The organism is Salmonella sp. 741265116_PST, from assembly GCF_046567715.1.
GTDB classification, from domain to species: Bacteria; Pseudomonadota; Gammaproteobacteria; order Enterobacterales; family Enterobacteriaceae; genus Salmonella; species Salmonella enterica.
Genome location: NZ_JBKFPH010000008.1, coordinates 69,617 through 94,119 on the forward strand (window position 1 = coordinate 69,617; position 24,503 = coordinate 94,119).

Consider the following 24,503-nt stretch of genomic DNA (forward strand, 5'->3'; position numbering starts at 1 on the left):
TATGAAAACCTCTCTGTTCAAAAGTCTTTATTTTCAGGTCCTGACAGCAATCGCCATTGGTATTCTCCTTGGCCATTACTATCCTGAACTGGGCGCACAAATGAAACCGCTTGGCGACGCGTTCGTTAAGCTCATTAAGATGATCATCGCTCCTGTCATTTTCTGTACTGTCGTGACGGGCATCGCAGGCATGGAAAGCATGAAAGCGGTGGGCCGTACCGGCGCGGTCGCGCTGCTTTACTTTGAAATTGTCAGTACGATTGCGCTGATTATCGGTCTTATCATCGTCAACGTCGTGCAGCCTGGCGCCGGGATGAACGTCGATCCGGCAACGCTGGATGCGCAGGCGGTGGCCGTTTATGCCGCACAAGCCAAGGAGCAGGGTATTATTGCCTTCCTGATGGATGTCATTCCGGGCAGCGTGATCGGCGCGTTTGCCAGCGGCAACATTCTGCAGGTCTTACTGTTTGCGGTGTTGTTTGGTTTTGCGCTGCACCGTTTGGGCAGCAAAGGCCAGCTCATTTTCAATGTGATTGAGAGTTTTTCGCAGGTCATTTTCGGCATCATCAATATGATCATGCGCCTGGCGCCGATTGGCGCATTCGGCGCGATGGCCTTCACCATCGGTAAATACGGCGTCGGTTCTCTGGTGCAACTGGGACAGCTCATTATCTGCTTCTATATCACCTGTATTCTCTTCGTGGTGGTGGTGCTGGGGACGATTGCACGGGTAACGGGCTTTAGCATTTTTAAATTTATTCGCTATATCCGGGAAGAATTACTCATTGTGCTCGGCACCTCCTCTTCCGAGTCAGCGTTGCCGCGTATGCTCGATAAGATGGAAAAACTGGGGTGCCGTAAATCGGTGGTGGGGCTGGTGATCCCGACGGGGTATTCGTTCAACCTCGATGGCACCTCTATCTACCTGACGATGGCGGCGGTGTTTATCGCCCAGGCGACCAACAGCCATATGGATATCTTCCACCAGATAACGCTGCTGGTCGTGCTGCTGCTCTCGTCAAAAGGCGCTGCGGGCGTGACCGGAAGTGGCTTTATCGTGCTGGCGGCCACTATCTCCGCCGTGGGCCATTTACCGGTTGCGGGACTGGCGTTAATCCTCGGTATCGACCGCTTTATGTCCGAAGCGCGCGCGCTGACTAACCTGGTGGGTAACGGCGTGGCGACGGTGGTGGTTGCCAAATGGGTGAAAGAGTTAGATCACCAAAAGCTGGACGATGTGCTTAATAATCGTGCGCCGGATGGCAAAACGCACGAAATTTCCTCCTAATCTCGCCACTTATGCCCGTAGTCCCTTCCAGGACTGCGGGTGTTTGCGCATAATTGACCCCTGCGCCCAAAGCATACAGCATGATGCTTAGGGATTATTTCACTTCTTCCGTGACATTTTTAGGTTCTCGCGGTCTAACACGAAGTGTTTTTACGTCATATTCAGGCATCCCTGCCGGGGCTGTCTTTTTATTACCAGGATTGTTGATCAGGGGTTCACATGCAGGGCACAAAAATTCGACTCTTAGCGGGCAGTCTGTTGATGTTGGCCTCTGCCGGCTATGTGCAGGCAGATGCGCTCCAGCCCGATCCGGCATGGCAACAGGGGACGCTGGCTAATGGGTTACAGTGGCAAGTGTTGGCTACGCCTCAGCGCCCCAGCGATCGTATTGAAGTTCGTCTCCAGGTTAATACCGGTTCGCTCACCGAAAGTACGCAACAGAGCGGGTTCAGCCATGCGATTCCCCGTATCGCGCTGACGCAAAGCGGTGGTCTGGATGCCGCACAGGCACGTTCTTTATGGCAGCAAGGGTTTGATCCGAAACGTCCCATGCCGCCCGTTATTGTTTCTTATGATTCCACGCTCTATAACCTCAGTTTACCCAATAACCGTAACGATCTGCTGAAAGAAGCGCTGACCTATCTGGCTAACGTCTCCGGTAAATTAACCATTACGCCAGAGACGGTGAATCATGCGTTAAGCAGCGAAGATATGGTTGCGACGTGGCCAGCAGATACGAAAGAGGGCTGGTGGCGTTATCGGCTGAAAGGGTCGGCGTTATTGGGGCACGATCCCGCGGAACCGTTAAAGCAGCCGGTAGACGCAGCCAAAATTCAGGCTTTCTATGAAAAATGGTACACCCCGGATGCCATGACGCTGATTGTTGTCGGCAACATTGATGCGCGCTCCGTCGCCGAGCAGATCAATAAAACGTTCGGTACGCTGAAAGGTAAACGCGAAGCGCCCGCCCCGGTGCCGACGCTTTCGCCGCTGCGGGCGGAATCAGTGAGCATTATGACCGATGCGGTGCGCCAGGATCGTCTCTCCATTATGTGGGATACGCCGTGGCAACCGATTCGCGAGTCGGCAGCGCTGTTGCGCTACTGGCAGGCGGATCTGGCGCGCGAAGCGCTGTTCTGGCATATCCAGCAAGAGCTTACTAAAAATAACGCGAAAGATATTGGTCTGGGGTTTGACTGCCGGGTTCTGTTTCTGCGCGCGCAGTGCGCCATCAACATTGAATCACCTAATGATAAGCTCAACACCAATTTGAGCCTGGTGGCGAATGAACTGGCGAAAGTACGCGATAAAGGTTTGTCGGAAGAGGAGTTTACTGCGCTGGTGGCGCAGAAAAATCTCGAATTGCAAAAGCTGTTCGCGACCTACGCGCGTACCGATACTGACATTTTGACTGGACAGCGTATGCGCTCGCTGCAGAATCAGGTGGTGGATATCGCGCCGGAGCAGTATCAGAAGCTGCGTCAGAATTTCCTCAACAGCCTGACCGTCGATATGCTCAATCAGAATCTACGTCAGCAGCTATCGCAGGAGATGGCATTAATTTTGCTGCAACCGCAAGGCGAGCCGGAATTTAATATGAAGGCGTTAAAGGCGACGTGGGATGACATCATGGTCCCGGCAACTGCCGCCGCTGTTGAAGCAGATGAGGCGCATCCGGAAGTGACGGAGACACCGGCGGCACAGTAAGCTGCCGCCTGTCGGCCCGGTAAGCGCAGCGCCACCGGGCAAGAGCGAATGACTTACTGCGGCATCGCGTCGTGCGGAATAATGGCCCCACGGTACTGAATCACCGTGCTGGCCGTCAGGTGTCCGCGCTTCGCGGCATCCGGCGCGCTGCCGCCCGTCAAACGAACGGCCAGATAACCGGCGCTGAAGGAGTCGCCTGCGGCAGTGGTGTCTATCACTTTCTCTTTCGGCAGTTTCACTGCCGGAACGTCAATGAGCGCCTCGCCCTGAATCGAGACCAGGCAAGAGTCCGCCCCGCGTTTTACCACCACTTCCTGCACGCCTGCCGCATGGGTGCGGGCAATGACCTCTTCCACGGGTTGCTGACCCCATAGCGCGTCTTCATCGTCCAGTGTCAGGAAGGCGATATCAGTACATTCCAGCATCTTTTGATAGACCTGCTGCGTTTCTTCGCGACTTGTCCATAAACGTGGGCGATAGTTATTATCAAAAATGACTTTCCCGCCGTTGGCCCGGCATTCACGCAATAAAGATAGCAACTTATCACGGCTGGTTGGGCTTAAAATCGCGAGGCTAATGCCGCTCAGGTAGAGATAATCGAAGGTCGCCAGCGTCTCGCAGATAGCCGCTGACTGCTCGCTCTCCAGCCAGAATTTCGCTGCCGCTTCGTTACGCCAGTAGTAGAAGGTACGCTCGCCAGTGTCATCGGTTTCGATGTAATAGAGGCCTGGCAGGCGATTTTCCATCCGCTGCGTTAGCGAGGTATCCACATTTTCATGCTGCCACGCCTCCAGCATCTGTTGGCTGAAACTGTCGGTACCCAGCGCCGTCACATAGTGAACGGCCAGAGCGGCAGAATCGACCTGACGGGCAATATAAACGGAGGTATTCAGCGTGTCGCCGCCGAAGCCGCGCTGAACATCAGCGCCTTTCTGCGACAGCTCAATCATGCATTCGCCAATCACGGCAATCTTTTTAGACATAGTCGTGAACCTGATCTGTAAAAATTAGCGTTAGTGTGCGCTGTGGATGTTTAGTGGTCAATAATATTAAAACATCGGTCCATTATTTTTTTGAGCAAGTGCGTATTTTTGACAAGTTTCGTGGCCTGTTTTTATTTTGCCAGGGACCGAGGGTAAAGTTCTCTGCCTGAACGCCGATAACCTTTGACAAGTCCGGACAGTCACACTCCCATTAACAGGACAACTGAGATGATAAAGCAGGTTATCCAGCAGCTACGCGTTCCTGATGCAGGTATAGAGAATTTGCAGGAACGGCGCTATTGGCTGCAATGCGAGCGTGCCTATACTTACCAGCCGATATACCAGACGGATGGCCGTCTGATGGCGGTTGAACTTCTCACTGTCGTCACCCATCCTGATAACCCTTCCAGACGTATTGCCCCGGATCGTTATTTCGCGGAGTTAGCGGTTCGACACCGCATTGACGTAGTGAAAGAACAACTTCATCAGCTTGAACAAAAAGCGGATTTTTTCACTCGCCATCACTTATTGGCATCGGTCAATGTCGATGGTCCTACGCTGATTGCCATGCGACGACAGCCGGACATTCTGGCCGCGATGGAGCGCTTACCCTGGCTGCGTTTCGAACTGGTGGAACATATTCGTTTGCCGAAAGACTCCTCTTTCGCCTCGATGTGTGAGTTCGGCCCGCTGTGGCTGGATGATTTTGGTACCGGCATGGCCAATTTTTCAGCGCTGAGCGAAGTGCGTTATGACTACATTAAAGTGGCGCGCGAGCTGTTCGTCATGCTGCGTCAGTCCGCGGAGGGGCGCAACCTGTTCACTCTGCTGCTGCAACTGATGAACCGCTACTGCCGCGGCGTTATTGTCGAGGGCGTGGAGACGCTGGAAGAGTGGCGTGATGTGCAGCGTTCGCCCGCCTTTGCCGCCCAGGGCTATTTTCTTTCTCGACCCGTGCCGCTGATATCGCTCGAAGAGGTGATTCTGACCCTGTAACGCCAGACTGTTCCCGTAATACGTGGTATTACGAGGCGCAGTCATCCTCCTTTTTCGTCTGGCTGAACTATCTTTAGGACAGGCAAGGGAAGAAGTGAGGAAATAACACATGACTAAAGCAGGCAAAATAACCGCCGCCATCACAGGGACTTTCTTGTTGTTGATCGTCATAGTGATTTTGTTGATCGCAACATTTGACTGGAACCGCCTCAAACCGACCATCAACCAGAAAGTCTCTACCGAATTGAACCGGCCTTTCGCTATTCGCGGCGATTTAGGCGTGGTGTGGGAACGCCAAAAACAGGAGACCGGCTGGCGAAGCTGGGTACCGTGGCCGCATGTTCACGCGGAAGACGTCATTCTCGGCAATCCGCCGGATATTCCGGAAGTCACGATGGTGCATCTGCCACGCGTTGAGGCGACGCTTGCCCCGCTGGCGCTCCTGACCAAAACCGTCTGGCTGCCGTGGATCAAACTGGTGAAACCCGACGCGCGTCTTATTCGCCTGTCTGAGAAAACCAATAACTGGACCTTTAACCTCGCGCAAGACAAGAATACGGACCCCAATGCTAAACCTTCCGCCTGGTCCTTCCGGCTGGATAATATTCTCTTCGACCAGGGGCGAATCGCGATCGATGATAAGGTCAGCAAAGCGGATATCACTATTCTGATCGATCCGTTAGGCAAACCGTTGCCGTTCAGCGAAGTGACGGGAACGAAAGGAAAAGAAGACAAATCCAGCGTGGGCGACTATGTCTTCGGCCTGAAGGCGCAGGGGCGTTATAACGGGGAACCGTTGACCGGTACGGGCAAAATAGGCGGTATGCTGGCGCTACGCAGCGAAAGTACGCCTTTTCCTGTGCAGGCCGATTTCCGCTCTGGCAATACGCGGGTGGCTTTTAGCGGCGTGGTGAACGAGCCGATGAAAATGGGCGGCGTCGATCTGCGGCTTAAATTCTCTGGCGATTCACTGGGTGATTTATATGATTTAACCGGCGTGCTGCTGCCGGATACGCCGCCGTTTGAGACCGATGGGCGATTGGTGGCGAAAATTGACGCCGAAAAGTCATCGGTATTTGATTATCGCGGTTTTAATGGGCGCATTGGCGACAGTGATATCCACGGCTCCCTCACTTATACCACCGGTAAACCGCGCCCTAAACTGGAAGGCGATGTCGAATCGCGCCAGTTACGACTGGCCGATCTTGGGCCGCTGATTGGCGTGGATTCCGGGAAAGACGCTGAGCAGTCGAAACGGTCTGAACAGCGCAAAGGCGAGAAGAATGTTCAGCCGGCGGATAAAGTGTTGCCTTACGATCGCTTTGAAACCGACAAATGGGACGTCATGGACGCCGATGTCCGGTTTAAAGGCCGGCGTATTGAGCATGGCGGCAGTCTACCGATTAGCGATCTTTCGACCCATATCATCCTGAAAAACGCCGACTTACGTCTACAGCCGCTGAAGTTTGGTCTGGCAGGCGGCAGTATTGTCTCCAACATCCATCTGGAAGGGGATAAAAAACCAATGCAGGGGCGGGCGGATATACAGGCGCGTCGGCTGAAGCTTAAAGAACTGATGCCGGATGTGGAACTGATGCAGAAAACGCTGGGCGAGCTGAACGGCGATGCGGATGTTCGCGGGACGGGCAACTCGGTCGCCGCGCTGCTTGGCAACAGTAACGGCAATCTGAAATTATTGATGAATGATGGATTGATTAGCCGCAACCTGATGGAAATCGTGGGGCTGAACGTCGGCAACTATATTGTCGGGCAGATTTTTGGCGATGACGAAGTGCGGGTTAACTGCGCGGCGGCGAATCTCAATATTACGAACGGTGTGGCGCGACCGCAAATTTTTGCTTTTGATACAGAAAATGCGTTGATTAACGTGACCGGTACGGCGAGCTTCGCCTCTGAACAGCTCGATTTAACCATTGATCCGGAAAGTAAGGGGATTCGTATTATTACGCTGCGATCGCCGCTGTACGTGCGTGGGACATTTAAAAATCCGCAGGCGGGCGTCAAGCCCGGCCCGCTGATTGCGCGCGGCGCGGTTGCGGCAGCGCTGGCGACGTTGGTAACGCCCGCCGCCGCGCTATTGGCGCTCATTTCGCCCTCTGAAGGCGAAGCCAATCAGTGCCGGACGATTTTAACGCAGATGAAGCAGTAACGTGAAACGTAGCGCCGGATGACGCCATCCGGCGCCCTATTACAACGCCTGATGACGCGTCTCATGGGTTAACAGCAGTGCAATCAGCGTCAGCGCCGCCATTGACGCCAGGTAAACCCCTACCGCCGCCAGCCCGTAGTGGCTTTGCAGCCATGCGGCAATATACGGCGCGACGGAAGCGCCCAGAATCGATGACACATTGTAGGAAAACGATGCGCCGGTATAGCGCACTTCCGTCGGAAATAGCTCCGGCAGCAGCGCCCCCATTGGGCCGAAGGTCAGCCCCATCAGGCTCAGGCCCAACAACAGGAATACGAATACCAGCGCTGGATTGCCTGAACCCAGCAGCGGGGTAAAGGCGAACAACGCGAAGAGAATGATGAGCGTGGTAATGATGACCATGCTTTTCCGACGGCCAAATGCGTCCGCCAGCAGGCCGGCGACGGGCACCATCACGCCGAAACCAATCACCGCCATCATCAGCATCCACAGTATTTCATTGCGCGGCAAGCCAAGCCCCACCGGCGCGGCGGCAGTGCTGTAAGTCATGGAATAGACGGTCATGATATAGAACAGCGTGTAGGTCGCCAGCATGATAAACGTGCCGAGAATGGTTACGCGGACATGCTTCGTCAGCAACGTGCCCAGCGGTATTTTTACCTGCTTTTTCGCTGCGGCGACTTTCGCAAACACCGGCGTTTCATGCAGCGACACGCGCACATACAGGCCGATAATCACCAGCACCGCCGAGAAGATAAACGGCACGCGCCAGCCCCAGCTCATAAACTGCTCGTCGGTCAGCAGCCAGGAGAGCAACAGGAAGGTGCCATTGGCAAAAAAGAAGCCGATCGGCGCGCCCAACTGCGGGAAGGAGCCATACAGCGCGCGTTTGCGCGGCGGCGCATTCTCCGTCGCTAATAACGCCGCGCCGCCCCATTCGCCGCCCAGCCCCAGTCCCTGACCGAAACGCGCCAGCGCCAGCAGCAGCGGCGCGAAAATACCTATCGTCGCGTAGCCCGGTAACAGACCGATAATAACCGTGGAGATCCCCATCGTCAGCAGCGAAGCCACCAGCGTGACTTTGCGGCCTACCCGATCGCCGAAGTGGCCGAATAGCGCAGAGCCGATCGGACGCGCCACAAACGCGATAGCGAAGGTGGCGAGCGATTGTAGCGTTGCCGCAGTGGGATCGCCCTGGGGGAAGAAGATAAGGGGGAACACGATCACCGCTGCGGTGGCGTAAATATAGAAGTCGAAGAACTCAATCGCGGTGCCGATAAGCGAGGCAATAACGACTTTATTGCGTGAGTTTACCGGAACATGTTCCTGCTCATGGTCGAGTGTTGTGGCGGTTGCTTGCATACTATTTTCTTATTTTTAGCGAACGAATAGCCATATTACGCACAGCAAAAGTTATATTTCAATGTGTAACAAAAGCCAAAAATGGTCAAAAAAAGCGCAAAAAGGGGATAATGTTTAAGCCAGCCATTTTGCGTCTATGAAATGCTTCACATAATTTTAGAATTGGTGGATAAAACTGGTTTCTGGTTAAATAAAAGTTAATTACTGGATTTATATGCTGAAACAATGAGATGAGGCGGAAGGACGTGCCTGATTGTACCGCCGGGTACGCTTTGCTTGCCCGGCCTGGGTCTACACATCAGTAGGCCGAATGACGACGCCGTGCGTGCCATTCGGCAGCAAGCCGCAGACTAGTGCTGCGTTTTACCCGGCATTCGCGGGTCGTCCTTGTATTCGGCGGTGGCTATCCAGGCCGCGCAGAATAACGTCAGGCGGGCAAAAAAGTAGAAGAACGCCATCAGACCGAGTACGGAGCCAAACGCCGCGCCGGAAGGCGATTTCACCAGTGACGGCAGCGTATAGGTCATAATGATTTTAATCACCTCAAAACCGATAGCGGCAATAAATGTGCCGCGAATCAACGCTTTTTTACGGGGACGATGGCGAGGCAGTCGCCAGAAAATCCAGAAAAAAAGTAGATAGTTGGCAAAAATAGAGATGGCCAGACCGATCAAATGCCAGGCCGGTTTTAACCATTCGATGCTGTCGAGGTACAAGGCGGAGATGATCATCTGCTGGGCGGAACCGGCGATGGAAGTAATGGACAGCGTAATGATTAAAGCGATTAATAATCCAATCAGCGAGATAAAATCGCGCAGATATTTGAGCCAGATTTTCTCCTGATCCTGCGGCTTGCGCTCCCAGACGTCCCGTGACTGGGCGCGAATCGCTTCCCGCAGGTTGCCCATCCAGTTAACGCCGGAATAGAGCGCGATACCCAGTCCGACCAGCCCTACCGTGGTACGCTGTTGAACCGCCGTATTAATCGTATTTTTAAGCGTGGACGCCAGCGTAGGATCGCTCACATTCATCAATATCTTGCTGAAAATATCTTCCAGTAGATTAGGGTGCGAGGCGAGGATAAAACCTGCCGCGGCAAAGGACACCATCATTATCGGGATCATCGACAGAAACGAAAAGTAGGTGATAGCCGCGCCAAACTGATTACCCAGTCGATCGTTAAAACGTTCGGTCGCGCGAATGAGGTGGGCCACCATCGGTTGACGCTGAATTTTTTGCACCAGGGAGGTGACGGAATGCAACGCCTGATTTGCCTTTTCGTTTTTTTCCGGGGCGTCATGCGGCTGCGTTTCTATTTTTTGTATCGGGTCGTGCTCCAGTTCCTGAATAGGGCGTTTTACGTCATTTTCCTGCGTCATCAGGTCGGTAGTCCTTCATCATTAATAGAATATGTCAGTATAGCTTCTCCCCGGTGGATGCTGAAAATGCGGCTACTCTGCGGCCTCTTTAATGGTTTCAGTCAGCCATACCATAAACAGGTGTACCCGGCGGGAAAGATTACGGCGATGGGGATAATGCAGCGTCACCGGCAGTGGAGCGGCGCGATATTGCGGTAAAATTTCAATGAGCGTTCCGGCGCGTAACGCCTCCCGTACAGCAATGCGCGGCGTCTGAATGATTCCTAATCCTGCCAGACAGGCTGTATGCCAGGTCTCCGTACTGTTTACCGTTAGCATTCCGCCGGTTTTTACCCACTGCATACCGTGGGGAGTTTCAAAGGCAAAACCCGGTGAAGAAACTCCCGGGGTCAATGAATAATGCACCACCGCATGTGAGGCGAGATCGTCAAGGTTTTCTGGATACCCAAAGCGCGCCAGGTATTGTGGGCTGGCGCAGTTCACTCTTCTCAGTTTGCCAAGCGGGCGCGTCAGTATCCCTGGCGCATGTAGCGGCTCTGTGCGCACCACGCAGTCGAAATCTTCCCGTAGTAAATCGACCTGTCGATCGCTACTACAAAGTTCCAGCGCAATGCCGGGATACTGATGCAAAAAAGTGGGCAGGCGCGGCATGATGAGGCTGTTTGCGAGACATGGCGGTATATCTACCCGTATTTTGCCGCTGATACTGGCGGGATCAGGCTGGAAAAGACCCTCCAGTTCATCCAGGTTACTCAACAAATCTTTTGCCCGTTCGTAGTAAACCATTCCGTCCTGAGTAAGCTGTACCCGCCGGGTGGTGCGGTGGAGCAGGCGGATGCCCAGTTGATGTTCTAACGCTTGTATTTGCCGTGAGACGCTGCCTTTGGGAAGGCCGATATCCTCTGCTGCGCGGGAAAAACTTTCCCGTTCCGCCACGCGTACAAACAATTTCATTGCATATATTTTATCCATCATCAGGCTCTATTATTGTTCTTATTGAAACAGTGACGCTGAAGCGGCTGGCTTTATTGATTTTCTAGCACCTAATAAGCCCTTTCGCAATCATTGCTCGCGTGACGAATACGTCTGATCGCGTTGTGCGGCGGATTTATCGCCTTCCGGCCAGGCTTTTTAGCGCCAAAAAGCCGATAAACGGGACGAGAGCGGTAAAACACGCTGATAGCCGCGGGTGTAGTGGGAGAGAGAAATGCATGTACATACACGGTATTGTCATTGACCCATCGTCGCGGTTTTCAGGCGGATTGATTAATTTTTTTAACAAAATGTGCTACTTTATTTTTTGTAACACATCAGGTGAAAAGCAGATATTTCCTTTGTGACGCGCCAGGCGTACTCTTCATTAAATTAATATTCAAATTAGCCTTGGCTGTTCGCGCTAATAAGATATTCCTTACTTTAAAAGGCTAATTTTAGCGAATTCTGTAATCCCGATGTTGAAGCTGTAAATATTCATAACCTTTCCCTTCCTCAACCAATGACTATCGGTAAAATGGCCTATACCAAATGGCGACTTCTTATTTTACCCTACGGGTAATACCCTTCCTCATCTTGAGACTATTATCTTACCCAGGTGGAGAAAAGTAATGCAGGTAATCATGTTTGACAGGCAGTCAATATTTATTCATGGAATGAAAATCAGTTTGCAGCAACACATTCCAGGAATAAGTATCCAGAGTGTCGGTCAGGCAGAAGAACTCTGGCAAAAAATAGAAAGCGCGCCGGATGCGCTGGTCATGCTGGATAGCGGCCTGGATGCTGAATTTTGCCGCGAGGTGTTACAAAGAACCGCGCAGCAATTTCCGGAGGTGAAGATTATTATCACAGCGATGGGTGGCAGTCAAAAGTGGCTGCATGAAGTGATGCAATTTAACGTTCAGGCCGTGGTGCCACGCGATTCTGATGCCGAAACCTTTGTCCTTGCGCTCAATGCTGTCGCTCGCGGGATGATGTTTTTACCGGGGGATTGGTTAAATTCAACGGAGCTGGAGTCCCGTGATATAAAAGCGTTAAGCGCCCGCCAGCGGGAAATTTTACAGATGCTTGCCGCAGGAGAATCAAATAAACAAATTGGGCGGGCGTTAAATATTAGTACCGGGACGGTTAAAGCGCATCTGGAGTCGCTTTACCGGCGGCTGGATGTAAAAAATCGTACCCAGGCCGCCATGATGTTAAATGAATCGAATTAACGACGTTAAATTCGCAGCCCGCTTATTTCTGGCTGTGAAATATCATCCGTATTGATTAATGATAAAAAACGCTGATGTCCGATGCTGAACATCAGCGCAATAAGCGTTTCGCGTTGAAACCGATCATTAAGTTCCGGCAAACAATTCTGTAGCAGCATATCGCAGCTATTGAGGTCATCCAGCAAGAATGCCTCCGCCTGTTCGGGCGTAATGAACGTCAGCGTTTCATCCGGCGTCAACATATGCCCGTAACCAATCACCCAGTTACCCTGCCGATCGCGATACTTTTCCAGCGACAGACCCTGCCACTGTTTAATAAACGCGATGCAGGCGGAGCTAAAGCGAGATGAAATGTGCGGCATGGCATCTTTCTCATAAAAAGCGCGATTATAAAGTGTGCTGCACGCGTGGCTAGCGGTCAGACGGCCAAACGCAGGCAGGGAAAAGGTCTATGCTGTTCAGCGTCACGCCGCGTTGACAGAATGAAAAACTGATGTTTTTGGTTAGTAACCGATCTTCTTATAAATTTGCAATCATTAAGATTAAGTCACTGAAATGTGGCTAAATCTGTTATATCTATGAAAAAACATAATTAAAAGAAAACGAAGATCTCGTCGCGGGATCGTCTTTTTAGGGAAGATAATGACGAATAGCGCTTCGCAGGCGACACGTGCGCCTTTTGAACATAGCCTGGGGATTATCCGCCAGGCATCAATAGAAATCCTGCTGCTGCTGGGTATTCATACCACCGAGGGAAAAGAGCCCCGGTGGTTCATGGAACAACTTGAGCAGGCGCGTCTTAACCTGGGCGGTTGGGGCGCGGTGGCGAAAAAATTGCGGATAAATGACGCGCAGTTGAGCCAGTTTATGCTGCAACTGCGTCACCTTCAGCAGCATGTTCCCCAGTATGACAGCGGGCAAGAGGTGAGCGAAAATCAACTCCTTGCCGCGTTGCGTTTTGTCACCTCGCTGGAACATCTACGTCAGCAGCAGCCGCTACTGACGTATCAAACTGAGCTGGAAGACCCCGACCAGGAGGCGCATCTTGAGGCGCAGCGTCAGCTTCGGGCGATAGAACTGACGTTAAAAGCGCTTATTGCGCGCGCATGGCCGGATCGGGCGTCGCTGAATCACTACCTCAAGCAAAATTTTGGCCCGGACCGTTTGCGCCAGTGGTTAAAACAGGGAGAAGATCAACATGCGCTGGAAGGCATGTTGTTCAGCGAACTGGCGCTTATGGTGGTCGATAAAAAATTATTTGCCCGTCATTACGTCAGAATTTTTAATGACGCCTCAGCGTTAACGCTGTTCGCCGAGTCGCGCACCACCCTGCGTATGTTTCTGGATGATTGCCGCCTCGCGCGAAACGAGGTTATCGCCAGGCAGCCGCTCACCTCAGCGCAGCTTATGCTGCTAAACGTTCAGTATCAGCAAATCGTTCGGCCCATCCAGCGCGCCTATGCCGAAAAACGTACTCGCGTGAATCCCGCTTCGTTTCTGCTGGCGGATGAACGTGAATTGCGCCAGTTCTGGGAAACCGCGCGGCTTAAAGATCGGCAGGCCGGGGGAGATAAGCATGAGATTAGCGAGAGCATAGAACCACCGCGTAAGCGGCCTCCGCGTACGCCTGAAGAGCGTGAGCAACTTATTTCCGGCACTTTGTGGGCCGGGGTTGGCGTCATGACGCTGGCGATACTGGCGGGCGCGTTCTGGCTATTTAGTTCGCCGTCGCCAGGCTCCGATAACGGGCAAACTCCCGCAATGGCGCAGGATGAACCGCCGCGCGAGGCGCCTTCCGCGCGGGAAACGCTCAATCATATGGGGATTACCTGGGATGCGTTTACCATGCGGGCGGCGATAGAGCGCAATGATACGCGGGTGACGGCGCTGTTCCTCCAGGGCGGAATGAACTGGCAGCTCGCGTGGACGGAGCAGGCGTTTGCGGCAGGACATACCGAAGTGCTGCAACTGTTGTTGCGTTATCCCGCGCTGATGGATGAGGTCAAACCCTGCCGACGATTTATCACAACGTTAAGTCATGACATGTCGAGCGGCGCGCCGCTGACCGCGATGCATAAAACCTATTTGCAAACGTTTTGCACCGTTCCGGCTGTTGTGACGCGCCAGCAGCACGATACGGAGCAGGCCCGATTGCGCGCTCAGGCCCGACCCAGCGCAGACAATAAAAAATGGCTGAAAATTCAGTCAGCCATTTATGATGCGATTCACTGAGGCCGGAGCAGGTTAAGGCTCTCCGTAAAGGCCAATCAGGCGGCGCACCACGCCATTGGTCCAGCCGAACCCGTCCTGTAGCGGATACTCGCCCCCGCCGCCTTCGCGGGGCGTACCGCCGGAAATATGGTATTTCTCGATCAGTTTATGGTGCTCCTGATAAAAATGGTTCACCGTTTTTAACCAGTTATGGGCGATTTCATCGCCCAGCATATCGTCGCCATACCGTTTGAAGCCCTGGATCGCCATCCATTGCAGCGGTGCCCAGCCGTTCGGTTTATCCCACTGTTCGCCGGTTTCGTATTCGGTCGCCATAATCCCGCCGGGCGTTAGCAGACGGCTGCGTACCACATTTGCCAGACGGTCGGCCTGCTCATGGTTCGCCATACCGACATACAGCGGCACGATACTGGCAGCGGAAAAGAGCGCCATTTCTTCGCGTCGCCAGTCATAGTCCCGATAACAGCCGTTTTCATCATCCCACAGATAATGGTTTACGGCGGCGCGTCGATCGCTGGCTTTCTGGCGAAATAGCGCCTCGGTGTCACGTTCGCCTTTCAGCGCTGAAATATTGGCGATAGCGCTCTCCAGTTTATACAGAAAAGCGTTCAAATCGATAGGGATAAACTGGGTCGTACGTATGCTGGCAAGCCGGCCCGCATCGCGTAGCCAGCGTGAAGAATAGTCCCAGCCGGACGCCGCCCCGGCGCGCAAATCCCGGTAGACTTCATTGGGCGGACGACCGGAGTGTTTTGCGGTTTCGACATCTTCCAGCCAGGACTCGTCGCGCGGCGTGTCGCGATCGTCCCAGTAGCGGTTCAGCAGGGAACCGTCCGGCATCCGCACAACGTGGCGATAAGCCTGGTTGAGCGCCAGCGATTCGGCGCCGTCCATCCAGAAGGCGTATTCCATTTTGAGATGGTCGAGATAACGCCGCGCGCCGCGTACGCCATCTTCTTCGAACAGTTCAACCATCAGGGCGAAAACCGGCGGCTGCGAGCGGCTCAGATAATAGGTCCGGTTGCCGTTGGGAATATGGCCATAGTTTTCAATCATCCAGGCGAAATTATCCGCCATACATTTAAGTAAATCTTCGCGCCCGCTTTCCGCCAGACCCAGCATGGTAAAATAAGAGTCCCAATAATAGGTTTCGCTAAAGCGGCCTCCCGGCACGATATAGGATTGCGGTAGCGCCAGCAGCGAAGACCACGGAATATGATCCTGCGGTTCGCGCGTCAGTATCGGCCAAAGCTGGTCAATATGTTCTTTGAGCGAGTTTTCGGGGTTAGAGACATACTCGCTGGATAAGGTTTCCGGTAGCCAGAAATGGTTCTCGACGAAGCGGCGTAAGTCAAAATCACGGTGGCGTCTGACCTTACGGTAGCGGATCAGGATATCAAGCGGGTCCATCTTCGGCGCGCAGTCCGGGAACGTTTTACTGTCTGGAAACAGTTTTGTTGACTGTACATGCTCGAACAGTTCGAGATACCGATCGGCAGGGGTCAGGGCGTCAGAGGCGGGAAGCCCCTCGATCATCTCCGGCTCCGGTTCCGCCTCGATCATTTCATCCAGCTTTAACTCGCACGGGTCTGTTTCATAAAGCAGATCGACATCAATAGTCAGATCTTCAGAAGGCGTGGGGTTTAATTTCTGGTTGAGCATAATGACAAGGACCTCCGGCTTGCGTCGTAAAAGATACGGGTGTTGCCCGGCTGTCTATTAAGCGTAGACATTCGCTTCGATACCTGAGTGGCAAAGTGTGCGATAGATCACATTTTGCAATTTGTCTCTCAAGAAAAACACTTCATAACTTACTGAATAGTATTGCGAAAATCCTATTTTCATGACGCCCGCCCCAGACCTAAAATCAGAACATTCGTTTCATAGCGGTATCACTACGTCACCGCATGGCGTGGATTCACAAGCAAAGGTAACGTAAATAGTTATAATACAAGCTATGGCACCATGATAATACAAATGGATACAAATGATCGAGCAACCCGACAGTAAAAGCGCCAAACCGCTTTATAAGCAGCTTGAAGCCGCCTTAAAAGAGGCCATTGCGCGTGGAGAGTATAAACCAGGCCAGCAGATCCCGACGGAAAATGAACTGAGCGCGCGCTGGCAGGTGAGCAGGGTCACGGTCCGTAAGGCGTTGGATGCGCTGACGCGTGAAAATTTGCTGACCCGTGTCTCCGGCAAAGGCACCTTTGTCTCTGGTGAGAAATTTCAGCGCAGTATGACCGGCATCATGAGTTTCAGCGAGTTATGCCAGTCCCAGGGACGTCGCCCGGGGTCACGCACCATCAAATCCGTTTTTGAATCGGTAGACGATGAGACAAAAGCGTTACTGAATATGAACGATGGCGAAAAAGCGGTCGTCATTGAACGTATCCGCTATGCCGACGATGTGGCGGTATCGCTGGAAACCGTACATCTTCCCCCACGTTTTGCGTTTTTGCTGGACGAAGATCTTAATAATCACTCTTTGTATGAATGCTTACGCGAGAAACACCACTTATGGTTTACCCACTCCCGTAAGATGATCGAACTGGTTTATGCCAGCTTTGAAGTCGCCCATTATCTTGGCGTCAACGAGGGTTATCCGCTGATCCTGATAAAAAGTGAAATGATTGATAACAAAGGAGAACTCTCCTGCGTTTCGCAACAGTTGATTGTCGGCGATAAAATACGGTTTACCGTATGATGTCAGCATTACGCTAACGAAGAGCAGGCTGAATCGGGATCCAGATCGCGGATCCCGATTTTTTTTGGTTTCCACCTTGATAAAATGTCTTTAAATGTCATATAAAAATAACAATACATTATGAGTCATTTATGGCGAATCCTCGCCTGTATCTTTATGGAAATGCAATGGATACATTCCGCCTGTATTCATAGCGGTGAGTTTTTCCACGGGCCGTTTGAAATTACCGATGCGAATACGCCTTTCTTCTTCCAGTTTTCCGAGGGCAATACGCGGGCGGTGGATGAACGCGCGTTAAACTTCCTGAAAAAATATGGCCAGCGATATTATCCTGAAACTTTCACAGAAGGTGAATGCGTTATTGGCGCGGGACGATGTTGACGGTGTGGTCATTACTCATGGCACTGACACGCTCGATGAAACCGCCTACTTTCTTAATTTGACCGTGAAAAGCGACAAACCGGTGGTGTTTACCGCTGCAATGCGGCCCGCGTCGGCAATCAGCGCCGATGACGCAAGGGCAGCCAGGGCTGGTGTCTGACTCGCTCAACCCGGCGAAGGCGCGGGTGTTGCTGATGACGGCATTAACTCAGACGCGTAATCCGGAACTGATCCAGAGTTATTTCAGTACGTATTAATCATGCAGGCTTGTGCGCCCACCCTTGAAGATGGGCGCACAAGATATTAACGCATGGTCACAAACTCTTCCGATGCGGTCGGGTGAATAGCGACGGTATTATCGAAGTCTTTCTTGGTAGCGCCCATCTTCAGCGCTACCGCGAAGCCCTGCAACATTTCATCCATGCCGAAGCCGATACCGTGGATACCCACAATTTTTTCTTCCGGCCCGACGCAGACCAGCTTCATACGGCACGGCTGGCGGTGTGTCGTTACCGCGGTATACATAGCGGTAAACGATGATTTATAGACTTTTACTTGCTCGTCGCCGTACTGCTCGCGCGCCTGCGGCTCGCTTAACCCGACGGTGCCGATAGGCGGATGGCTAAAGACCACGGTCGGGATGTTGCTGTAGTCCAGATGCTCATCCGGCTTGTTGTTAAACAGGCGTTCGGAGAGACGGCGACCGGCGGCGACGGCGACTGGCGTTAACTCCACTGCGCCGGTGTTATCGCCAACGGCGTAAATGCCTTCAACGTTGGTATTCTGGAATTTATCGACAATGATGTAACCTTTTTCATTGGTTTTCACGCCCGCTGCCGCCAGATTAATATTGTCGGTCGACGGTTCGCGACCAATGGCCCAGATCAGGCAATCAACGGTTTCAATGCGGCCATCTTCCAGTTCCAGAGTCAGACTGCCGTCGGCGTTTTTTACCACCGCTTTCGGCACGGCGTGAGTATGCAGTTGCGGGCCTTCGGCGTTCATCACCTCAACCAGCGTTTCGCTAATCATTGGGTCAAAACTGCGCAGCGGCGCATGTTTACGGACAAACAGATGCGTTTTCGCCCCCAGCGCGTTGATAACGCCAGCCAGTTCAACGGCGATATAACCTGCGCCTACCACCGCGACGCGTTCCGGCAAGGCAGACAGCGCAAAGAAACCGTCGGAATCAATGCCGTATTCCACGCCTGGAATGCTCGGATGGCTCGGACGGCCGCCGGTAGCGATCAAAATATGGTCGGCGGTGATGGTTTCGCCGTTCACTTCAATGGTTTTGGCATCGACAAAGCGGGCAAAGCCTTTAATCACATCCACGTTATTTTTGCCCAGCACGTTGTCGTATGAAGTATGGATGCGGTCAATATACGCGGTACGGCTGGCAATCAGCTTGCTCCAGTCGAACTGATTAATCGTGGTGTCAAAACCGTAGTCCGGGCCATACAGATGAATCGCTTCACGAATCTGCGCGGCATGCCACATCACTTTCTTCGGCACGCAGCCCACGTTAACACAGGTGCCGCCCAGCTCTTTGGCTTCGATGAGCGCGCATTTCTGGCCGTACATAGCGGCGCGGTTAATCGAGGCGATACCGCCGCTGCCGCCGCCGATAGCGATGTAATCATAGTGTTTGGTCATGACCGCTCCTTTATGTTCGTTGTCGGACGGATAGATTCTGCGCTACCCGCCAAAATATTCGCGATTGTATACCTGAAGGTGAAAGGTTCCACCGATGGCTGTGATTACTCCGGCACGATCCAGCTTACCGAAGTGTGTCCGTGACCGTTTGGCGCCAACCTGCTGTGCAGCCACGGTAGCACGTTGTTCATCTGCTGCTCCAGTTTCCACGGCGGGTTAACCACGATCATACCGGAGGCCGTCATCCCGCGCTGATCGCTGTCCGGGCGGATCGCCAGCTCAATTTGCAGGATTTTACGGATGCCGGTGGCCTCCAGCTCATGAATCATGCGCTTAATTTGCTGGCGGAGCACCACCGGATACCATAGCGCGTATGTCCCGGTGGCGAAACGTTTATAACCCTCGCTGATGCCGCTGACTACCGCCTGGTAGTCGGTTTTCATTTCATAAGGCGGGTCAATGAGGATCAGACCGCGGCGGGAAACCGGCGGCAATTTGGCTTTCAGTTGCTGATAGCCGTCAGCGCGTTCCACACGGGCACGGTTGTCTTTTTGAAACTCCGCGCGCAACAGTGGGAAGTCGCTGGGATGCAATTCCGTGAGTTGCAGACTGTCCTGCTCACGCAGCAACTGGCGGGCGATTAACGGGGAGCCCGGATAGTAGCGTAACTGCCCGCTGCGGTTGAAATGTTTTACGACGCTAATATACGGTTCCAGTTCGGCGGGCAGGTCGTCCTGCTGCCAGATACGGGCAATGCCTTCCAGATACTCTCCGGTACGTTCAGCATGTTCGCTGCCCAACTGATAACGCCCCGCGCCCGCGTGCGTGTCCAGATAGAGAAACGGTTTTTCTTTCTCTTTTAGCGACTCGATGATCAGGCTCTGAACGGTATGTTTAAGGACGTCGGCGTGGTTGCCAGCGTGAAAGCTGTGACGATAACTGAGCATGGATGCAGATATTCCGGGAAGTAAACAAGTTAGCCGATAGTTTACCGCAGATCCGTGCAGATTACCCCAGTACCGCCATGTTGTTTCGCGCGTTGTGAAAGTATTGCAAGACGTGTTCGTATCATCAAACCGTCAACTGCGCAGGCCAGCATCGCCTGTGGGCAAGGTAGTGGTTTTGACCTGGCGTTATTTTTAATGAAAGGAACCATAATGAAACTACACATTACTGTACTGGCGTCATCTCTGGCGCTGGCGATGCCGGCACTGGCGAAAGATATTCCCCTGTCCCAGGCGGAGTCGATAGCGAAAAGCGTGACGCCCGACTCGGCGAGCGTCGCCTTTAATGACCTTGAGGCTCAATGGCTGACACAGTTGCGTAAGGCATTACAAGGCGATACCGCCGCGTTGACTCGCGACGCCCTGGCTCAGATGCGACAGAATTCCATCCAGGCGGATAATGCCTGGTTACAGGCTAGCGGTTATGATTTTCATACTACTGAGAATCAACAGATGGGAATTACCCTACTTTCCGCCTTCAATACATTGCCGGAAGCAGTATTGAAAGACAATCTGGCGACGGTGACGGCGATTAATCACGATGCCGATGTTAATACCCGTCACCAGGCGCTGGCGGATGCGGAAAGCGTGGAGTATCTCTATTTCCTGAGCGACGCAATGGGGCCGCGGCTGGGGCGGGCATTTCTCGCCGCTTATGATAAAGGTGAGTTGGGCAAAGCGGCGGCGTTGATTAAAGCCTCGGAAGTCAGCACCGGCGCGGCGAAAAAATATTTTCATTACCCGCGTCCTTACCAGGTGCCGGGTAATACTATCCATTTGACGCCGGATGATGTGGTGGTAAAAGATGGTCATCCTTATACCGCAGGTGGCGGTGCTTTCCCCAGCGGACACACGAATACCGGTTATACGGATGCGCTGTTGATGGCGGAAATGATCCCGGAACGCTTTGATGCGCTGGTGATTCGTGGCGCGCGTTATGGCTATTCTCGCCTGGTTCTTGGCGTACACTATCCGCTGGATGTAATGGGCGCGCGGATGGTCGCGCAGCGTAATGTCGCGCATTATCTTAACGATCCGTATTACCGTACGTTATTCAACGAAGCTCGCGCCCAACTGCGCGAGGCGCTGGTGAAAGAGTGCGGTACGACGATTGTCGAATGCGCGGCATCGGCCGGAAAAGACGATCCGTACCGCGATCCGGCTATGCATACCTTCTACCGCTTCACCATGACTTATAACCTGCCGCAACAGAAAGGCGAGCATCAGCCGTTGAAAATACCAAAAGGCGCCGATGTTCTGCTACAGACAGCGCTGCCGAACCTGTCGCCAGCGCAGTGTCAGGCGTTAATGGAAGAGACGGCGTTACCGGCAGGATATCCGTTGTCGGGCGAGACCGAGGATCAACAGTTCTGGCAGCGTCTGGATCTGTCCGCTGCTTACGAGATGGCGAGAAAAACGCGCTAACGTTGTCACCCGGCTTATAAAACGTAAGCCGGGATGATGTTAAAGGGGCGGCTTATTGCAGCGATACCCACGTCTGTACGCTGTCCATCATTGAAATTCCCCTTACTATCCCCCATTCTAGATCTCATCGCGAGAGCGCCAAAAGCGCGCTCCACTCACCTTCTTCTACAGGACTGCGCATATGACCAATCCATTACTAACGTCTTTTTCACTGCCGCCTTTTTCTGCAATTAAACCGGAGCATGTGGTGCCTGCGGTCACCAAAGCGTTGGCCGATTGCCGGGCGGCGGTAGAAGGCGTTGTGGCGCATGGCGCGCCGTATAGCTGGGAAAACCTCTGCCAGCCGTTGGCGGAAGCCGACGATGTTCTGGGGCGTATTTTCTCGCCAATTAGCCACTTAAACTCGGTGAAAAATAGTCCGGAGCTGCGTGAAGCCTACGAACAGACGCTGCCGCTGCTGTCTGAATACAGCACCTGGGTTGGGCAACATGAAGGGTTGTACAATGCGTACCGCGACCTGCGCGACGGCGATCATTACGCCACTCTGAATACCGCGCAGAAGAAAGCGGTTGATAACGCGCTGCGTGATTTTGAACTGTCCGGCATCGGTCTGCCGAAAGAGAAACAGCAGCGTTACGGCGAAATCGCCACTCGCCTGTCTGAGCTGGGCAACCAGTACAGCAATAATGTGCTCGATGCCACCATGGGCTGGACGAAGCTCATCACCGACGAAGCCGAGCTGGCGGGAATGCCGGAAAGCGCGCTCGCCGCCGCTAAAGCCCAGGCGGAAGCCAAAGAGCAGGAAGGTTACCTGCTGACCCTGGATATCCCGAGCTATCTGCCGGTCATGACCTACTGCGACAACCAGGCGTTGCGCGAAGAGATGTATCGCGCCTATTCCACTCGCGCCTCCGACCAGGGGCCGAACGCCGGTAAGTGGGATAATAGCCCGGTGATGGAAGAAATTCTTGCGCTGCGCCATGAACTGGCGCAACTGCTGGGCTTCGAAAATTATGCCCATGAATCGCTGGCCACCAAGATGGCGGAAAATCCGCAGCAGGTGCTCGATTTCTTAACCGATCTGGCGAAACGCGCCCGCCCGCAGGGGGAGAAAGAGCTGGCCCAGCTGCGCGCCTTCGCCAAAGCCGAATTTGGCGTTGAGGAGCTACAACCGTGGGATATCGCGTACTACAGTGAAAAGCAAAAACAGCACCTGTACAGCATCAGCGATGAGCAGCTACGTCCGTACTTCCCGGAAAACAAAGCCGTGAATGGCCTGTTTGAAGTGGTGAAACGTATTTACGGCATCACCGCCAAAGAGCGTACTGACGTTGATGTCTGGCACCCGGAAGTGCGTTTCTTTGAACTGTATGACGAAAATAACGAGCTGCGCGGCAGCTTCTACCTTGACCTGTACGCGCGCGAACACAAACGCGGCGGGGCGTGGATGGACGACTGTGTCGGCCAGATGCGTAAGGCGGACGGCACATTGCAAAAGCCGGTCGCTTATCTGACCTGTAATTTCAACCGTCCGGTGAACGGTAAACCCGCTCTGTTTACCCATGACGAAGTGATCACCCTGTTCCACGAGTTTGGTCATGGCCTGCATCATATGCTGACCCGCATTGAGACCGCCGGGGTCTCCGGTATCAGCGGCGTGCCGTGGGACGCGGTCGAACTGCCAAGTCAGTTTATGGAAAACTGGTGCTGGGAGCCGGAAGCGCTGGCGTTTATCTCCGGCCACTATGAAACCGGCGAGCCGTTGCCGAAGGAACTGCTGGATAAAATGCTGGCGGCGAAAAACTATCAGGCGGCGCTGTTTATTCTGCGTCAACTGGAGTTCGGCCTGTTTGATTTCCGTCTGCATGCGGAATTTAATCCGCAGCAAGGAGCGAAAATTCTTGAGACGCTCTTTGAAATCAAAAAACAGGTCGCCGTGGTGCCGTCACCGACATGGGGCCGCTTCCCACATGCGTTCAGCCATATCTTTGCTGGCGGCTATGCGGCAGGCTACTACAGCTATCTGTGGGCCGACGTACTGGCGGCGGACGCTTATTCCCGCTTTGAGGAGGAAGGCATTTTCAACCGTGAGACCGGTCAGTCGTTCCTTGATAACATCCTGACTCGCGGTGGTTCTGAAGAGCCGATGGAACTCTTTAAACGCTTCCGTGGCCGTGAACCACAACTGGACGCGATGCTGGAGCATTACGGGATTAAAGGCTGATTTTACGTGCAAATCTGCTTAATGGATGAAACGGGCGCCACAGACGGCGCCTTATCTGTTCTGGCTGCCCGCTGGGGACTGGAGCATGACGAAGACAATCTAATGGCGCTGGTGATGACGCCGCAACATCTGGAGCTGCGCAAGCGCGACGAACCGAAGCTCGGCGGTATTTTCGTCGATTTTGTTGGCGGCGCGATGGCCCATCGACGTAAGTTCGGCGGCGGGCGCGGCGAAGCGGTGGCGAAAGCCGTTGGTATCAAAGGCGATTATCTGCCGGATGTGGTTGATGCCACGGCCGGACTGGGGCGCGATGCGTTTGTACTGGCGTCCGTCGGTTGCCGCGTGCGGATGCTGGAGCGTAATCCGGTGGTCGCCGCGTTGCTCGATGACGGCCTGGCGCGCGGCTACGCCGATGCGGACATTGGCGGCTGGCTTCAGGAGCGTTTGCAGTTGATTCATGCTTCCAGCCTGACGGCGTTGACTGATATCACGCCGCGCCCGCAGGTGGTCTACCTCGATCCGATGTTTCCTCACCGGCAGAAAAGCGCGCTGGTGAAGAAAGAGATGCGGGTGTTTCAGTCGTTGGTGGGGCCGGATTTAGACGCCGACGGACTGCTGGAACCGGCGCGTCAGTTGGCGACCAAACGCGTGGTGGTCAAACGTCCCGATTATGCGCCGCCGCTGGCGGATGTCGCGACGCCCAACGCCATCGTCACCAAAGGGCATCGGTTTGATATTTATGCCGGAACCCCTCTGACGGAGTAACGGATTGCCCGATGACG

General features: G+C 53.6%; 18 protein-coding genes and 2 pseudogenes. 12 read left to right on the top strand and 8 right to left on the bottom strand.

From position 1 onward, the window contains the following. Position 1: 1 nt before the first annotated feature. Together dctA and ACLD11_RS07865 are read left to right on the top strand one after the other, a co-directional pair. Entirely contained in the window at positions 2–1,288 is a 1,287-nt protein-coding gene (gene dctA, locus ACLD11_RS07860; RefSeq protein ID WP_000858228.1) for a C4-dicarboxylate transporter DctC, read from the top strand. A gap of 219 nt (positions 1,289–1,507) precedes the next feature. Beyond that, complete coding sequence (locus ACLD11_RS07865) at positions 1,508–2,995, top strand: M16 family metallopeptidase (protein WP_411011583.1); 1,488 nt, start codon at positions 1,508–1,510, stop codon at positions 2,993–2,995. Between the two features lie 53 nt (positions 2,996–3,048). On the opposite strand, the gene ACLD11_RS07870 is transcribed toward ACLD11_RS07865, so the two are convergent. Continuing rightward, positions 3,049–3,978, bottom strand: coding sequence for a sugar kinase (locus ACLD11_RS07870; RefSeq protein WP_183059698.1), 930 nt, complete (start codon positions 3,976–3,978; stop codon positions 3,049–3,051). Between the two features lie 228 nt (positions 3,979–4,206). Here ACLD11_RS07870 and pdeH point away from each other — a divergent pair, with 228 nt between their 5' ends. Then, entirely contained in the window at positions 4,207–4,974 is a 768-nt protein-coding gene (pdeH, locus tag ACLD11_RS07875) for a cyclic-guanylate-specific phosphodiesterase (protein ID WP_000595624.1), read from the top strand. Between the two features lie 109 nt (positions 4,975–5,083). Further along, entirely contained in the window at positions 5,084–7,144 is a 2,061-nt protein-coding gene (locus ACLD11_RS07880; RefSeq protein ID WP_411014759.1) for an AsmA family protein, read from the top strand. Positions 7,145–7,183: 39 nt separating this feature from the next. Here ACLD11_RS07880 and ACLD11_RS07885 read toward each other — a convergent pair whose 3' ends face one another. From ACLD11_RS07885 to ACLD11_RS07895, 3 genes are all read right to left on the bottom strand, one after another. Next, on the bottom strand, positions 7,184–8,506 hold the full coding sequence (locus ACLD11_RS07885) for an MFS transporter (protein ID WP_001148981.1): 1,323 nt from the start codon (positions 8,504–8,506) through the stop codon (positions 7,184–7,186). 350 nt (positions 8,507–8,856) lie between these two features. Further along, on the bottom strand, positions 8,857–9,885 hold the full coding sequence (gene yhjD / locus ACLD11_RS07890; RefSeq protein ID WP_411014760.1) for a YhjD family protein: 1,029 nt from the start codon (positions 9,883–9,885) through the stop codon (positions 8,857–8,859). A 72-nt stretch (positions 9,886–9,957) separates the two neighbouring features. Then, positions 9,958–10,857, bottom strand: coding sequence for a LysR family transcriptional regulator (locus tag ACLD11_RS07895; protein WP_000358046.1), 900 nt, complete (start codon positions 10,855–10,857; stop codon positions 9,958–9,960). A 632-nt stretch (positions 10,858–11,489) separates the two neighbouring features. Here ACLD11_RS07895 and ACLD11_RS07900 point away from each other — a divergent pair. Beyond that, complete coding sequence (locus tag ACLD11_RS07900; RefSeq protein ID WP_023218886.1) at positions 11,490–12,092, top strand: helix-turn-helix transcriptional regulator; 603 nt, start codon at positions 11,490–11,492, stop codon at positions 12,090–12,092. 5 nt (positions 12,093–12,097) lie between these two features. Here ACLD11_RS07900 and ACLD11_RS07905 read toward each other — a convergent pair whose 3' ends face one another. Beyond that, on the bottom strand, positions 12,098–12,454 hold the full coding sequence (locus ACLD11_RS07905) for a glycoside hydrolase family protein (RefSeq protein ID WP_023218887.1): 357 nt from the start codon (positions 12,452–12,454) through the stop codon (positions 12,098–12,100). Between the two features lie 280 nt (positions 12,455–12,734). Between ACLD11_RS07905 and ACLD11_RS07910 the strand changes: the two genes are divergently transcribed. Next, positions 12,735–14,324 (top strand): STY4199 family HEPN domain-containing protein, encoded by a 1,590-nt coding sequence (locus ACLD11_RS07910; RefSeq protein ID WP_000185016.1) that lies wholly within the window; start codon positions 12,735–12,737, stop codon positions 14,322–14,324. 12 nt (positions 14,325–14,336) lie between these two features. On the opposite strand, the gene ACLD11_RS07915 is transcribed toward ACLD11_RS07910, so the two are convergent. Continuing rightward, complete coding sequence (locus ACLD11_RS07915) at positions 14,337–15,986, bottom strand: alpha,alpha-trehalase (RefSeq protein ID WP_000934257.1); 1,650 nt, start codon at positions 15,984–15,986, stop codon at positions 14,337–14,339. A 325-nt stretch (positions 15,987–16,311) separates the two neighbouring features. On the opposite strand from ACLD11_RS07915, the gene ACLD11_RS07920 reads away from it, so the two are divergent. The 3 genes and pseudogenes from ACLD11_RS07920 to ACLD11_RS07930 all read left to right on the top strand — a co-directional run. Next, on the top strand, positions 16,312–17,031 hold the full coding sequence (locus ACLD11_RS07920) for a GntR family transcriptional regulator (RefSeq protein WP_000572565.1): 720 nt from the start codon (positions 16,312–16,314) through the stop codon (positions 17,029–17,031). A 147-nt stretch (positions 17,032–17,178) separates the two neighbouring features. Continuing rightward, a pseudogene (locus tag ACLD11_RS07925) lies at positions 17,179–17,412 on the top strand (phosphohistidinoprotein-hexose phosphotransferase); the annotation flags it as partial. Continuing rightward, positions 17,339–17,669 (top strand): annotated as a pseudogene (locus ACLD11_RS07930) (asparaginase domain-containing protein); the annotation flags it as partial. The pseudogenes ACLD11_RS07925 and ACLD11_RS07930, both read left to right, overlap by 74 nt. A 46-nt stretch (positions 17,670–17,715) precedes the next feature. Here the strand turns inward: ACLD11_RS07930 and gorA are convergent. Together gorA and ACLD11_RS07940 are read right to left on the bottom strand one after the other, a co-directional pair. Next, entirely contained in the window at positions 17,716–19,068 is a 1,353-nt protein-coding gene (gene gorA / locus ACLD11_RS07935; RefSeq protein WP_411014761.1) for a glutathione-disulfide reductase, read from the bottom strand. Between the two features lie 104 nt (positions 19,069–19,172). Beyond that, positions 19,173–20,015, bottom strand: coding sequence for a 23S rRNA (adenine(2030)-N(6))-methyltransferase RlmJ (locus ACLD11_RS07940; RefSeq protein ID WP_000954235.1), 843 nt, complete (start codon positions 20,013–20,015; stop codon positions 19,173–19,175). A 210-nt stretch (positions 20,016–20,225) separates the two neighbouring features. Between ACLD11_RS07940 and ACLD11_RS07945 the strand changes: the two genes are divergently transcribed. From ACLD11_RS07945 to rsmJ, 3 genes are all read left to right on the top strand, one after another. Next, positions 20,226–21,497, top strand: a complete 1,272-nt coding sequence (locus tag ACLD11_RS07945) for an acid phosphatase (RefSeq protein WP_172496441.1) — start codon at positions 20,226–20,228, stop codon at positions 21,495–21,497. Positions 21,498–21,678: 181 nt separating this feature from the next. Further along, entirely contained in the window at positions 21,679–23,721 is a 2,043-nt protein-coding gene (gene prlC / locus ACLD11_RS07950) for an oligopeptidase A (RefSeq protein ID WP_000184178.1), read from the top strand. Positions 23,722–23,727: 6 nt separating this feature from the next. Continuing rightward, positions 23,728–24,486 (top strand): 16S rRNA (guanine(1516)-N(2))-methyltransferase RsmJ, encoded by a 759-nt coding sequence (gene rsmJ, locus ACLD11_RS07955; protein ID WP_076727334.1) that lies wholly within the window; start codon positions 23,728–23,730, stop codon positions 24,484–24,486. Positions 24,487–24,503 lie beyond the last annotated feature (17 nt).